This window comes from Reticulibacter mediterranei, assembly GCF_016587455.1.
In genome coordinates, this window is the sequence record NZ_BNJK01000001.1 from 8,855,664 (window position 1) to 8,869,771 (window position 14,108).

The 14,108-nt window shown below is 54.7% G+C and carries 13 protein-coding genes and 2 pseudogenes; 9 read left to right on the top strand and 6 right to left on the bottom strand.

Translation table 11 applies throughout. From position 1 onward, the window contains the following. Nucleotides 1-111 precede the first annotated feature (111 nt). The 3 genes from K3T83_RS37930 to K3T83_RS37940 all read left to right on the top strand — a co-directional run bounded on the left by K3T83_RS37930 (nt 112) and on the right by K3T83_RS37940 (nt 2,262). Nucleotides 112-561 carry a hypothetical protein gene (locus tag K3T83_RS37930; protein ID WP_220208085.1) on the top strand — a complete coding sequence of 150 codons (450 nt, stop codon included), beginning with the start codon at nt 112-114 and terminating at the stop codon, nt 559-561. 53 nt (nt 562-614) lie between these two features. Further along, nucleotides 615-821, top strand: a complete 207-nt coding sequence (locus tag K3T83_RS58155) for an IS630 transposase-related protein (protein WP_220208086.1) — start codon at nt 615-617, stop codon at nt 819-821. A 199-nt stretch (nt 822-1,020) separates the two neighbouring features. Further along, nucleotides 1,021-2,262: an IS110 family RNA-guided transposase gene (locus K3T83_RS37940; protein ID WP_220208087.1), complete on the top strand. Its 1,242-nt coding sequence runs from the start codon at nt 1,021-1,023 to the stop codon at nt 2,260-2,262. Nucleotides 2,263-2,389: 127 nt separating this feature from the next. Here K3T83_RS37940 and K3T83_RS37945 read toward each other — a convergent pair whose 3' ends face one another. The 5 genes and pseudogenes from K3T83_RS37945 to K3T83_RS56625 form a co-directional block, all read right to left on the bottom strand. Further along, on the bottom strand, nt 2,390-2,650 hold the full coding sequence (locus tag K3T83_RS37945; protein WP_220208088.1) for a helix-turn-helix domain-containing protein: 261 nt from the start codon (nt 2,648-2,650) through the stop codon (nt 2,390-2,392). Continuing rightward, nucleotides 2,647-3,507 carry an ISL3 family transposase gene (locus K3T83_RS37950; RefSeq protein ID WP_220208089.1) on the bottom strand — a complete coding sequence of 287 codons (861 nt, stop codon included), beginning with the start codon at nt 3,505-3,507 and terminating at the stop codon, nt 2,647-2,649. Before K3T83_RS37950 ends, K3T83_RS37945 begins: the two co-directional genes overlap by 4 nt. A 248-nt stretch (nt 3,508-3,755) precedes the next feature. Further along, a pseudogene (locus K3T83_RS56615) lies at nt 3,756-4,118 on the bottom strand (transposase); the annotation flags it as partial. Between the two features lie 203 nt (nt 4,119-4,321). Continuing rightward, nucleotides 4,322-4,825, bottom strand: a complete 504-nt coding sequence (locus K3T83_RS56620; protein ID WP_308441703.1) for an IS110 family transposase — start codon at nt 4,823-4,825, stop codon at nt 4,322-4,324. Further along, nucleotides 4,818-5,048, bottom strand: a pseudogene (locus K3T83_RS56625) (IS110 family RNA-guided transposase); the annotation flags it as partial. The gene K3T83_RS56620 and the pseudogene K3T83_RS56625, both read right to left, overlap by 8 nt. A gap of 276 nt (nt 5,049-5,324) precedes the next feature. Here K3T83_RS56625 and K3T83_RS37960 point away from each other — a divergent pair. From K3T83_RS37960 to K3T83_RS37975, 4 genes are all read left to right on the top strand, one after another. Next, nucleotides 5,325-8,198: a winged helix-turn-helix domain-containing protein gene (locus K3T83_RS37960; RefSeq protein ID WP_220208090.1), complete on the top strand. Its 2,874-nt coding sequence runs from the start codon at nt 5,325-5,327 to the stop codon at nt 8,196-8,198. A 340-nt stretch (nt 8,199-8,538) separates the two neighbouring features. Next, complete coding sequence (locus K3T83_RS37965) at nt 8,539-9,477, top strand: NADP-dependent oxidoreductase (RefSeq protein ID WP_220208091.1); 939 nt, start codon at nt 8,539-8,541, stop codon at nt 9,475-9,477. A 67-nt stretch (nt 9,478-9,544) separates the two neighbouring features. Continuing rightward, on the top strand, nt 9,545-10,600 hold the full coding sequence (locus K3T83_RS37970; RefSeq protein WP_220208092.1) for an SDR family NAD(P)-dependent oxidoreductase: 1,056 nt from the start codon (nt 9,545-9,547) through the stop codon (nt 10,598-10,600). A gap of 309 nt (nt 10,601-10,909) precedes the next feature. Beyond that, entirely contained in the window at nt 10,910-11,662 is a 753-nt protein-coding gene (locus tag K3T83_RS37975) for an SDR family oxidoreductase (RefSeq protein ID WP_236065086.1), read from the top strand. 258 nt (nt 11,663-11,920) lie between these two features. Here the strand turns inward: K3T83_RS37975 and K3T83_RS37980 are convergent, their stop codons facing one another. Further along, a complete protein-coding gene (locus K3T83_RS37980; protein WP_220208093.1) occupies nt 11,921-12,061 on the bottom strand; it encodes a hypothetical protein in 141 nt (46 codons plus the stop codon). Nucleotides 12,062-12,513: 452 nt separating this feature from the next. Between K3T83_RS37980 and K3T83_RS37985 the strand changes: the two genes are divergently transcribed. Next, complete coding sequence (locus K3T83_RS37985; protein ID WP_220208094.1) at nt 12,514-13,080, top strand: VOC family protein; 567 nt, start codon at nt 12,514-12,516, stop codon at nt 13,078-13,080. 139 nt (nt 13,081-13,219) lie between these two features. Then, nucleotides 13,220-14,107 (top strand): VOC family protein, encoded by an 888-nt coding sequence (locus K3T83_RS37990; RefSeq protein ID WP_220208095.1) that lies wholly within the window; start codon nt 13,220-13,222, stop codon nt 14,105-14,107. Nucleotide 14,108: the final 1 nt, after the last annotated feature.

Sequence of the window (14,108 nt, forward strand, 5' to 3'; positions counted from 1 at the left end):
TACTGAATGATACAGAACGGCCCATCATATGAATGTATTCCCATAAATTATGGAATACACAAGTAAATGAAATGAGTGATGCTCTCTTCTTTTTAAGAAAGGATATAGTTCGTGAATGCTCATATTCAGCGCGTGCGTTCAGCATTGAAGGTTGTCGTCCCGACCTTTATGACTATTTGCCTTCTCAGCCTGGCAGCAAGCTACTTCTTTTTTCCTGTTTCTCCTGCGCGGGCAGCTCTGTCTTCCGATAAGGTGGCTAGTGCTTCCCTGATTACTCCTGCACCTGGATTCAATCATGGATGTCCAGTGGGGTACTTCTGCATCTACCCGCAGGACAAAGGCTGGAACGGTGATCGCCCCTCCCTGAAGTACTACCGCTATGGCGTTTACCAACTTCATAATCAAGTCGGTACTCACTACATCTTCAACAACCAGACGTCTCGCGCTTGGGTCTGGTTGTGCACTGACTGGAACGGCAATAACAGTGCGGGTAGGTATTCCTCCCCTGATTATGAAGTGGTTAACCTCACTCCGATCAACTCCATCAGACTTACCCCTTGAGAAGCTATCTCCTCCAAGGCTTTCATGCCCGTCGTCTATGATAGACGACGGGCATGAAAGCCTATTCCCAAGATTTGCGGCAACGATTTCTGCGAGCTATCGACGCAGGAGCCAGCCAAGGCGAGGTCGCAGAGACGTTTGCCGTTTCACGAGCAACTATCAAGCGGTACACACAACAGCCTTGCTATTTGCTAAGAAATTGGGTAACCTGCTTATTGAGGGAGACACTTAGGGCTAGCTACTCTGAGGGCAGGAGTTGAAGAACCCGGCAAGCGCTATGGAGATCGACTCTTTTGAGATAAGTGGGGAATGTGTTACGATCCTTCATGAACCTATGAGGACGCCAGTGCAGACCTTTTGTGTGTAACTGGGTAAGGCACATTCACAGCTCCCGGTCTCTCTCACCCAGCACTCACAACGTAGTGACGTTTCCCAGTTGCGTGTGGGAGGGTTCTTCAGATGGCAGGAACGAAGAAAGCACGTCCAGACCTGGCACTTATTCCGATGCTTCCTCATGAAACGCTCTACATTGGGGTCGATGTGGGCAAATTCCGGCATGTGGCAGGCTTTCTTTCACGAACCTTGCTCCAGCGGCATGAGCGTTTCGAGGGATGTCCAGCTTTTGCCTTTGAGCAGTCACGCGAAGGCTTTCGTGCCTTGGTAGACCGCATCCGAGAATACGTGCCTCTTGAACAGGCCACGGTACTGATTGAGCACACGGGGCATTATCACAAAAATCTTGAGCAGTATCTTCTGGAGTTGGATATTACCGTCTACCGCATCCATGTTCAAGAGCGCCCCAAAGGCATGACGAAGACAGATAAGCGCGATGCTCTTAACCTCGCCAACAGGCTCTACACCCAATTGGAACTGGGGGCTCAAGTTGAAGAGAAACTGCAGTTGGTTCGACGGACTGTGCCTCCAACGCAGGCAGCCATGCAATTGCGAGGTTTTATGCAACATCGAGACGCCCTCTCGCATCAGCGTACCCAACTGAGAAACAAGTTGACCGCTATTTGTGATGAACTCTTTCCTGAGTTTACCCAAATTTTTCACGATCCTAATCTGGCAGTGGCTCTTGCCTTTCGAGAAAAGTTCCCTACTCCGCACGACATTGCCACGGCCAGTCTTTCAGCGCTCCGAGAAACGCGGGTGCAATATTTCCCATCCGAAACCAACCTGCTGCGCCTCCAGCAATTGTCCAGGGAGACTATCGGTATTACCAATGTAGATCGCTTGCGCGGTATGAAGGTTGAGCAAGAGTTGTTGATCAAGGAATTGCGTCTGGTCCAGGAGCACTTAGAACGCCTCGACGCGGAAATTGCTGACATTGTGAAGACCTGTCGTGAAGGACAGATTTTGCTCTCGATGCCCCCCATTGGTCCGGTGCAGGCTGCAACCATCATTGCAACGATAGGGCATATCAACAATTTCGAGAAAGCGGCTGAACTCAAATCGTACTTTGGCTGGGCACCCAGAAGGGAGCAGACAGGTGTCTCGTTTGATCGGACGAAGCTTGCTCAAGGAGGGGTGCGTTCAGTAAAACAGATGCTGTATCTCATGGCTGTGCGGGCAACCACGCTTGACTGCGAATGGGCACGGATCTACCGCCGTTTGCTCCCTCGTATGGCAACCTACGACGACCGCATAAAAGAGTATCGTGGTCCTTCTCGTTTGCGAACTATCGAAAAGAAATCCTGAACAAGATCATAGGCCAAGCGGAGTTGGGTGCTGGTTTGGCAAAAAGCTGCTAGAGCCTCTTGCTCTCCCTCATCCAGATCCTTGGGATCGCGCACAAAAAGCCAGACGGCAGCATTGGGCGTGTATTTCAGGATGCGTTGTGGGTTGGCAGATGCCCATAGACGCTGCGAGCTGATCCGGTGTAGCCTTGCTCCTTGATTTCTCGGAAGATGGTCAGACCGTTTCTCTCCCCAGCTTCCCAGCGCGAAAGGACATACGAAGCGAATGGGTCAAAAGGACTCTCCCTCTTTCGTCGCTTTCTCGCTTCTGGAAAAGAGGCAGACGCGAGCCAGCGATGGATCGTTCGTTCTCCCATCCCCAGTTGTCGAGCAATTTCTTTCGGTTTCATCCGCAAGTTCCGCGCAACTCCACCATCTGTTGATAACGGGCATAGCGCCCGGACCGCCGCGCCAAACGGGCTCTTTGGACGTGAGTAGGCTCCTTCGGACGCCATTCTTCCACGGTGATCACCGCTTTGCTCGACGTATCCTGATGTGGCTCTGGCGTTTGACTGGCCAGCTTGATTTCCTCAAGGCTTCGCCCCAGAAGGAGCTGGAGCGCTTCGGTCAAGTTCTTGAGGATGTGAAAGCGATCTGCCACATCTGTAGCTTGAGGGGCCGCCATCGCGGCAGCTTTGGCATACTCTCCTCCACGATCTCGACTGACCACCATGATCTCAGGGTGAGGCTTTATCCAGGCTGCAGCGGTTACGGCCTGGCGGTCGGGAAGCAAGTCTACAATATGGTGCGTTTCGAGATTCACTAGAACTGTCCCAAAGCGCTGCCCACGCCGAAACGCAAAATCATCTATCCCGACATAGAGCACTGACTCCTCTGGGAGGTCAGGCAACGCCATGATTCGGCGTAAAAGCGTCTGGCGATCAGTCTGCATACCCAGGCGAACGGCTAGTCTGATCCCGCCTCGGCCACTGGTTGCCAACCCCACCGCCTGCAAGTGCTCGCTCAGCCGGATGGTCATGCGTGCCCACGGTTTCGCGAACCGTGGAAACCGCTCTGTAAACACTTTGCGTTCACAGAGCCGATTGCGGCAATAGAATCGCCGAATGGTCAGGCAAAGCTGAACCTTGCGTCCGACACAGGAGGCATCGCTGAGCCTGCGCCGATAATGACTATGGATAGAGGAAGATACTCCTCCACACAAGGGACAACAAGATGTTGGGTAGGTGGCTCTTACTGTGAGACTCAAGCTCGTTTCTGTCGCTTGAATCTCCTCAATAAGCATTCCTTCAGGGAGGGAAAGAGCCGTGTAGCATCCATGACAGCCTCACATCGCTCACCAGCAGACAAGGGGGCAGTTTTTCGAGAAAAACTGTACCATTGCCTGTCAAGTGAGCAGTGCAAGGAGAATCAGCGGTAGACACGCGAGAAGGCAGAGAGGAAAAATACCTATATGAGCCTGCCAGCCGGATGCACCAAGAGAAGCCATAGAATTTGTCAACCCCTGCTGGTCACCAATTTGCCCGACGAAGGTGTGCGCAGCGCCGGCGCTGCGCACACCTTCGTCGGGTCATACGTCTCCTGAGTTCGTAACAAGTGATACGCAACCAGAAGAATCTTGCGCATGACCGCTATCAATGCCTCCATTTTTTTCATCCCACGCTCAACCAGACGATGGTAGTATTGACCAAAGGCAGAACCCCTAAGCCGAGTGCAGCGCACGGCAGTCATATACAGGAGCCGACGGAGCCGACCGCTCCCTCTTTTGGAAAGCTTCGTTTCTCCTTTCCATTTGCCGCTCTGCCGGACCTGGAGATCGAGTCCTGCATAAGCCACCAGCCTTTTCAGCTCGCTGAAAGCGCGTGATGTCTCCCAACTCTGCTCTCAAAACGGCGACCATCTTGCGCCCGAATTCAGGGACCCCCTGTAGCTTTTTCGCCTCATCGTCGGAATCCAGAAGACGATCTAATTCTTCTTCTAACTGCGCTAGATTCGCTTGTGTGTGTTCAAGCTGATCACAGAGCACGCTCAGGCTCCGAGCACGAGCAGATGTCGCCACGCCACTACTGATGGATTGCTGGGCCACCTGGAGCAAACGTTGTGCGGTTTTCTGCCCAAAGTGTCGAGGAGCCAACTCTTGCAGAGTGGCAACAATCGCTTGGAGACCTGCTGCGGCCATGGCTTGCGCGACTTCGATAGCGCTTGAGCAGGCCCAGTGCGGTTGGGCGGCTGGGATCAGCGAACACCTGGGTAAATTCGGGGAAGAGGACGATGAGCAAGGCGTGGATCTCATTGATGTCTCGGGCGATGTCATCGCTGAGTTGGGTATGCAGCCGCACCAATTCGCGATACGTCGCAATCTGTTCGGTCGGAACATAGCCCCGACGAGCCTCTCCACTCAGGAGCACTCGTGCAATGGTATTCGCATCTAATTTGTCCGTTTTGGCTCGGAGTCCCCGTTGTTGCGCAAATTGATGGGTTTGCCGTGGATGCAATAGACACAGGTGATAGCCCTGCCGGTTGAGAAAACGATAGAGATTTTCTCGCGTTTCGCGAAGTCGCTTCAAGTCCGACGAGAATTTGCTCAGGCTTCACACCCAGCGTTTCTAATCTCTCTTGCAGAAAGGTGAATCCAGGCAGCGTATTGGGAAACTCCACTGGCTTAATGACTTGGCTCTTGTTTGGCTTCAGCACGCAATAACTACACGTTTGGCTGCTCACATCAATACCGACCACGTACTGATACACTGAAGCATCGATTGAAGAAGACGGCGTCTCTGCTTGGCTCATACCTCTCTCTCCTTGGCTACTTGATGAGTCTACAGGATATCAACAGGATCTTCATAGGCAACGGGAATTCCGGCCACCCAGGGCGAGCGTCAACTCATACTGGATCGAGAGTCTTCCTTCTTCGATCGGAAGAAGGAAGCAGATACCTTGCCCCATCGCCGCTTTTGACCCTGGTGGACGGGGAACAGTCTCTTTTGGAGGTGGTCCTGTTCGATCACTCGTTTCCTTTACTCCGTCAGCGTGTGCTCCACGCCCTGTAAAACGAAAGGGGGAGGTATGAACTCTCACCTCACGGAAAGCAAGCGGGCATCACCAAGTTTGTGCCAGACCCCGCGGAGTTCCCAAATTTACAATATGGTGATTCTCGATTATCCTGCGTCCCTCTTGCTTTTGCAGATGATCCCTGGTAGACTGGCTCGTAAGAGAAGGAAGGAAATCATCACTACCAGTATGTCTCTCGATTTTGTCATCGCGGGTACCAAATTTGCCGCGCCAACGTCTTTGCATGCCCTCGTTCATCGGCAGCGATTACATGAGGTGCTCACTCTGGGTCTTCGGTGTCCTTTGACGCTGATCTCGGCTCCTGCTGGCTATGGCAAAACCAGTCTCTTGTCTGAGTGGGTCTTGACCACGCGGGCTCACAGGTCCTGCACCTGGGTCTCGTTGGATGCCTCTGATGATGAGGTCCATCGGTTCTGGCTGTGCGTGTTCCTGGCCCTGCACCGCTGTGCTCCCGATCTGATGACCCCTCTGCTCTCCCTGCTGCAGACGCAACACATGCCTCCTGTGCAGGACCTGCTCTCCCTGCTGATCAATCGGCTGCTGGAAGCACCAGAGGCTCGCTATGTGCTGGTCATTGATGACTATCACCTGATCACGGCACCTGCCATCCATCAAAGTCTGACCTCGCTGATCGAGCGGCTCCCTCCACAGCTCTGCCTATATCTTGCGACCCGTGTGGACCCCCCATTGCCTCTGCATCGGCTGCGGGCTCGTGGGCAGCTGTTGGAAGTGCGGGCGCAGCACCTGCAATACACGCCTGCTGAAGCCAGCGCCTTTCTGCAGGAGGTGATGGAACTTGCACTGACCAACGACGAGGTCGAAGCCATCACACAGCGCACCGAGGGCTGGTTGGTCGGATTGCAACTGATCGCCCTCTCCTTACAGGGTCAGGCCCGCCTCTCTGATGTGTTAACCCGTGCCTCTGGTACGCAGCGCTCCATTCTGGACTATTTCACCGAAGAAGTGCTCAGGCAACAACCAGAACAACTCCAGACGTTTTTGCTGCTCAGTAGCCTGCTGGACCAGTTCTGTGTGCCGCTCTGTGATGCGCTGTGGGAAGAGGGCCAGAGCCAACAGATGCTGGAGCAGCTGGAACGTCTGCACCTGTTTGTGGTGGCATTGGACGCGGAAGGAACCTGGTACAGATATCATCACTTATTTGCAGAAGCCTTGCGCCGTCGCCTCCAGCAGTCCACGTCGCAAGAGCAGATCGAGGCCCTCTATGGATCAGCCAGCGCCTGGTATGCCCAGCAAGGGCTGCCGTATGAGGCCATGCACTATGCGGTGCGCAGCCGTGATTGGCACCACGTCATCGCACTGTTTGGGCGCTTTCTCCGCGACCTGCAAGGGCGACCAGGCGAGATCCGCATGATGGAGCGGTGGATCGAACAATTCCCCGCTGACCTGTTTGCTCAGGACCCTCGCCTCGGCCTGTTTGCTGCCTGGTTGTGGTACATTTGGGGGGATTTTCGGACCGCTGAGGGATGGTTGGACCGGACAGCAAGCGCGCTCGAAAAGATGCCAGAGGGGAACACCCGTGGGCAGCTCGTCGCAGAAACCCTCGCCTTCCGAGCCGTGATCAAAGGATTCTATGGGAATGTGCAGGAGTGCATTGCGCTGTCCGAACAGGCAAAGCAATGGCTTGACGATGACAATAGCTATGTTCGTGCGCTTGTGCACAATGCTCAGGCGCACGCATTGCTGGCTCGCGGCGAGGCCAGCGCGTTATGGCAAGCCCTGCAGGAGGCCATGGCTGCCTATGAGCAAGCGGGGGTGCTGGTCATCGCATCCTGTATGTCCTGTATCGCTGCGTCCTATCTGCTCATGCTGGGACAGGTGAAGCACGCTGAGCAGGAGCTCGCCCGCCTTGCCCTGGAACCCTGGGAGCATCCGCTCGCACGGGGATATCTGGCTGCCTCTCAGGCGGTGCTCTTGTACGAACAGAATCAGCTGGAACCAGCGTTTGACCAGGCACAACAAGCCCTGCACCTGCTGGAGCAAGCGGGTGCAGGGCATATTGTGGATCGAGCCTATGTGGTCCTGATGCAGATCTTCCTGGCGCGCCAGCAGTTCGATGAAGCGGAAGACGCCCTGCAGCGCTTGCTCACTCTTCCTTTCTACCGTGACAATCGCTATGCCCAGACCTGGCGCCTCGCCGGTCTGCAGGTGCGGCTCTGGCTGTCGGTGGGCCAACAGGACGTCGCCGTGCAGTGGTGGATGCGCGCTCAACAACAGGTGCCCCTCCCTTCGGTGTTTGCCCAGGAGCGAGAGGCGGTCGCAGGAGTGCGGGTCCTGCTGGCCGAACGGAAAAGCGAAGAGGCCCGCCATCTGCTTGCTCCCTGGCTGCCCCAGGCTCGTTTGACAGAGCGCCGGGAGCAGGTGTTAGAAATGTGCCTGCTGGAGGCGCTGGCCTCTCAGCAGATGCAGCAAGAACAGCAAGCGTTGCAGGCGCTGGAAGAGGCCCTCTTGATCGGGGAACCGGAAGGCTATCTGCGTCACTTTCTCGATGAAGGTCAAGAGCTGGTGCCTCTGCTCAAACGCAGCCTGGAGCAGCAGCGCAGGCCCTATGTGGATCGCTTGCTTGAAGCGTTTCTGCAAGAAGAGAAGCGCATGCATGAGAAGAGCGGCCCTTCCTCTTCCGCGAACCCGCAAGTGCTCATTGATCCGCTCACGTCTCGTGAACAAGAGGTTCTGGAACTGCTTTCGCAAGGAGCCTCCAATCAGGAGATCGCGCACGCCCTGGTGATCGCGCCAAACACCGTCAAGCGGCACGTCCAGGCCATCTTAGCCAAGTTGGGGGTACGCAATCGCACGCAGGCCCTCGCACGCGCGCAACAGCTTGATCTCCTTCCCCACAAAGCCGACTGAAGCACCGATGTTTCATGTAAGCTAAATGTGGCTCACTTCATTTGCCGAAGAGCCACATTTCACTTGAAAAAACACACCGATGCCGACTTTATCGTGGAAGCGTCCAGCACGAATAGTCCCAAAGGGTCATACTCCTCCCTGAACAAAAATGACTCCAAATGATCACGCTTTTTTGTGAAACCCGCATTATACTGTCTATTGTCGCCGACGAGGAGCGATGTTTCCTCGGCTCAAGCGAATGGAAATACAGAGACAATAATGGAGAAGCCGGTTCTTTCAGACGATGATAAACCATGATTGGAACAGCTTTATGTACCTGAAATGAAAGAGGACTATTCTTATGACAATCATGCGTGCCATACAAGTTCATGCCTATGGCGATGCTGCTCAGCTTCGCCTGGAAGAGATCTCGCAGCCCGTGCCTGGAGAGGGTGAGGTGTTGGTCCGTGTCCAGGCCTCAGGCGTCAATGCCCTCGACTGGAAAATTCGTTTGGGCTTGTTAAAGGACATCATGCCCTCCAGGTTTCCCTATGTGCCTGGCATCGAACTGGCAGGGGTGGTTGAACGCGTTGGTCCTGGTGTCACGACGCTTCAGCCTGGTCAGGCCGTCTTTGGTCATACCATGGCAGGAGGAACCTACGCAGAGTATTGTCTTGTGCCTGCACAGACGCTGGCTCCCAAACCGACAGCGCTCAGTTTTGATGAAGCGGCAACGGTTCCCATAGGCGCGGTTACTGCCTGGCAGGCGCTCTTTGATCAGGGACAGCTCCAGGCCGGACAACGGGTATTGGTCCTGGGCGGTTCCGGTGGGGTCGGCCTCTTTGCCGTGCAGTTGGCTCATCGGCAGGGCGCACAGGTGATCACCACCACCTCGACCAGCAATGTCGCCTTTGTGCGTTCACTTGGCGCAGATACGGTCATCGACTACACCCAGACTCGTGTAGAGGATGAGGTTCACCAGGTGGATCTGGTCCTCGATACCGTGGGTGAGGAGGGAACAGCGAGTGCCCTGGTCACGTTGAAACCGGGTGGGACGCTGCTGACCATCGCGGGACAACTCGACGAGAGGCAAGCACAGACCCTGGGCGTGCGGACCGCGTTCTTCAGCGCTCAATTGGGCGATACGGCTCAGCTTCTCACCGCCATCTCGCGCCTGATCGATGAGGGTCAGTTGCGCACCTCCATTGCTGCCACGTTCGACCTTCGCGAAGCCTCCAAAGCGCAGGAACTGAGCCAGAGTGGGCATGGGAGAGGTCGCATTATTCTTCATATCGCGTAGTGTCCAGGCCCGAGAACATTTTTGAGCAGATGGTTGCTCCCTAGAAGGGAGCGAAAGGAAAAACCAGATGACAGAGCAGGTGACGAATCCGATTCTTCGAGCTTTCGAGCAGGGAGAGCGAGTGTTTCTTTCTGAGACCTGGTATCAGGTGTGGAAAACGACGGGAGAGACGACCAATGGGGTCGTGGACACCTGGTTTGAAGTCGTCCCACCTGCGGCGGGACCGCCAGAACATCTGCATGCCCACTTCGATGAGTGTTTCTGGATTGTGAAAGGAACCTTTCTGATCAAAGTGGCAGGTACCACCTCGAAAGCCTCGGAGGGAGCCTGGATCTTCGTTCCTCGTGGGATCGCCCATGCCTTCCGCAATGTAGGCACAGAAAATGGCCAGCTGCTCATCCTCGCGTTGCCAGCAGGAAGAATGCGTCAGTACTTTGAGGAAGCCTCTGCGCTCTTACGGTCACAGCCTGTTGACCAACAAGCGCTTCAGCGCGTCAATGAGCGCTATGGGGTCATAGAGGTGGGACCACCTCCAGAGGGAGGATCGGTTGTGTATCACAGGCTCGATGTGACGGAGCTTGAACAGGTGCAGGAGATCATCCAGCTGGCACTGAGCCAGTTCGGACGCCTTGATGTCGTCGTGAACAATGCCGGTGTGATGCCGCTCTCACCCCTTGCGGCATTGAAGATCGATGAATGGAACCACATGATTGATGTCAATATTCGCGGCGTCCTGCATGGGATTGCCGCTGGGCTTCCCATCATGACGGAGCAAGGGTTCGGTCAATTTGTGAATATCGCTTCCACCGCAGCCTATTCTGCAAGCCCAACGACTGCGGTGTACAGCGCGACCAAATATGCGGTCAGAGCGATCAGCGAAGCATTGCGACGGGAGGTTGGGCAACAAAATATTCGCGTCACACTCGTCTCCCCAGGTGTCACGGAATCCGAACTGGCCGAGAACATTTCGGACGAGGCAACGAAACACTATGTGGTGAATGTGTATCGTCGCCAGATCATTCCGGCGTCTGCTATCGCTCGTGCCATCGCTTATGCCATCGCGCAGCCAGATGATGTGGATGTGAACGAACTCGTTATCGGGCCAACCGCTCACATCTCTTGATGTTCTTCTCCCACTCAGCCCTTTCTACCCGTTCTCAGCGTAAGCGGAAAAGGGGCTGTTCACACGCAAGTGGTCAAATGACAGCGCTTGTATGCGCAGAGATGGATCAAACCTTGCGCTGGGCACGTGTTCTGGTTGCTGAATGTTCAGCCGCATCGCTCAGATGCGCGTCATCAGGTGGTTTTGATCTTGACCCAGAGAAAAGAGACTCTCCCGCAACGCTTCTCCTGTCGGCAAACGCTGCCAAGGAGGAAGAGCAAGTCAAATACACACCATCGTCGTATGCTTGTCTCAGGAAAGGAGATGACCATGCAAGACAAACCCGTCGCCCTGGTCACCGGGGCCAACAAAGGAATCGGTCTTCAAATCGCGAAGGAGCTCGCGGCGCACGGTTTCACTGTGCTCATCGGATCGCGCAACCGCGAGTTGGGGGAGGAGGCGGCCTCGAGTGTCGGAGCGGATGCCCACGCCCTCCAGCTCGACGTCACGAAGCGGGACTCCATCACCGCCGCAGCCGAGCGTATCCGCAACGAGTTTGGCCGTCTCGACGTCCTCGTGAACAACGCGGGCATCTCGCATGCGGGAGAGCCGGGCAGGTCGCTTGAGGAGATCTCAAAGGCGAGCCGACCGAGTATCGCGTCTCTCGACGAGATGCGTGCGGTGTTCGAGACGAACGTCTTTGGCGTCATTGCCGTCACGCAAGCGATGCTGCCCCTGCTGAGCGTCGCGCCAGCAGCACGCATTGTCAACCTATCGAGCGGTTCCGGCTCGCTGACGATGAAAGCGGACCCGGCTGATCCGCATCACTCGTCGTTCGGTGTCATTTACGGCCCGTCGAAGACGGCCCTCAATGCGATCACACTCGCCTTCGCCATCGAATTGGAGTCGACACCTATCAAGGTCAATGCTGTGGACCCTGGTTTCACCGCGACGGACCTCACCAACTTCCAGGGCACGCGCACCGTCCAACAGGCTGCACGTGAGCCTGTACGCCTTGCGCTTCTCGACGCGAGCGGTCCGACGGGCACGTTCTCCAATGAGGACGGCCCGCTCCCGTGGTGATGGAGTCTCGCGCGTTCGTCGAATGCTGGCGAGGCTCGGGGGATGGGCGTCGTCCCCTGAGAAACAGGTTGTTAGCCGCCTTTTCTCGCGACACGCCAGCGGCAGAGGTCGACGCAGAGAACTTGAAAAAAGCTCTCTCGTAAAGCATCAGCTCAGAGGGAAATCGACTCAGCACCGAGATCCGCATTCAGGCGATGGACCCACAGACCCTGCGGGCTTTCACAGCGTACTGTTCGTTATCCGCCCGTTGAGTGGGGCTCAGCGTCGGGAGGTCTTGAGCGTCGTCGCGCATCGAGCAGAAACGAGGGACAGGCCGCGTTGATGTGGAGCGGCCTGTCCGTGTCCGTCATGCAGCTCCGCCTCGTTGTCGTGATGACGGTCAGGAATGCGTGAGGTCATGCCCCAGTTGCACCGTAGCTACACTTCTGGCTTGGTCGTCAGATACGCTTATCATTCACCAAAAGTGGTACTGGTGGCGAAGTCGATTTTCACGCTTGGCATTCAACGATTTCAAGCTCAAAGCGAGCGTCGTTTTTGACTTCGCCACCAGTACCCAAAGTGGTCAAGAGCCTCTGGTTCTGGCTCGCTTTTGGTGATCTGGAGAGTACAGTGCGATGTTCGGGTCTCAGGAACTCGCTTCTAGAGTGGTCGAATCTGTTCCTACCGTGCTGTTTATGAGCTTAAATCACTAAAAGCGAGCCAGAACCACTTTCCAGGGCATTTCTTCTGAAAGTCTCGAATGGATGACTTTCATTCAGGGTGGTGCATCTTGGATGCATGGGATCTTACCAGATAAATCGTAAAACATTCTCATTTCGTTGTCGTCAGAATATAGTCAAGGAGGAAAAGACATGGCATCTGACAAAGTAGAGACTACAGCACAGACAAATAAGAGCGGTATCCCAGGAATACGTGGAACAGACCATATTGGGATTAACGTGCCGGATCTCGAAGAGGCAACACGCTTCTTCGTAGACGTGCTCGGTGCCGAAGTCTACTACTCAATAGGCCCATTTAAAGATGAAGGCACCTGGATGGCAGATAATCTCGATGTACACCCAAGAGCTGAGGTACCTGAAATCCGTACTTTACGGCTCAAGAATGGTGCACACTTTGAACTCCTCTCATTCATCGCACCTGACCAGAACAAAACGATGCCCAAATTGAGCGATTATGATGGACATCACATAGCATTTTATGTTGATGACATGGACGCCGCCGTTGCCTACTTAAAGAGCAAAGGAATAAGGGTACTCGGTCCAGTCAAGGACGGCGTCGGACCGGAGTCAGGAGAAGGCTCCACATTTGTCCTCTTCAAATCCCCTTGGGGAGCGATGTTCGAACTTGTCAGCTTCCCAAACGGACGAGCCTATGAAAAAGATTACGAGCCTATGTGGGTATCCAATCAAGAATCTTAACTTCATGAAACTGCCTCAGCCTTCAACGTAGCTGGCGGCATGGGACCCATTTAGTCAAGCAGAGCATGGTAGAGAGACATGCTGCCATGCTCATTCGGAAAAAAGTGCCTCAAAGATCAGAGGAAAGGACGTGACGAGAATGCAGATCGCAAAACTTGGCTACGCTGGCTTCAACACCCCTAATGTAGAAGCTATGCTCGCATACTACACCAATGTTATTGGCTTTACGCTTGTGGAGCGTGGCGGTGATGGATCAGCTTATTTGCGTAGCGTATTGGACCATCACACACTTGCCCTCTATCCTGCGCAGGAGAATGGCCTCCGTCATATCGGCTTTCAAATAGGGGCCGGTCAAACGCTTAAAGAGGCGGCAGAACAACTGCGTGAGCAGGGCATAACTGTGGAGACTCAATCAGATGCACAGCCTGGCATAGCGGAACAGCTACAGTTCAAGGACCCTTCGGACACGACGATCCATCTCTACGAGACAATGGAACAGGTACATGATAACTTTCCAGAGGCAGGGATTGTCCCTGAGAAGCTGGGACACGTTGCGCTCGCCGTTCATGATGTCCAAAAGAGCGCTGACTTTTATCAGAATGTGCTCGGTTTCCGCGTGTCAGATTGGATCGAGGACTTCTTTGTCTTTATGCGCTGCGGCCCTGATCATCACACGATGAACTTCCTGCGCACTAAGTATCGGAAGATGCACCACATTGCCTTCCAGCTAAAAGATTGGGCGCATGTGCAACGTGCCTGCGATCACCTCTACAAACACAACATTCCGCTTGTTTGGGGACCAGGTCGCCATGGCGTTGGACACAACATCTTTACCTATCACCATGACCCTGATGGACAAACTGTCGAACTGTTCACCGAGTTGGATATCATGCTGAATGAAGACCTGGGATACTTTGAACCCCGACCATGGCACGGAGAATTTCCACAAAAACCCAAGGTGTGGAAAGCAGACCTATATGCAACCAATCACTGGGGAGCTATGCCACCACCCGAAATTTTAGAGTAAG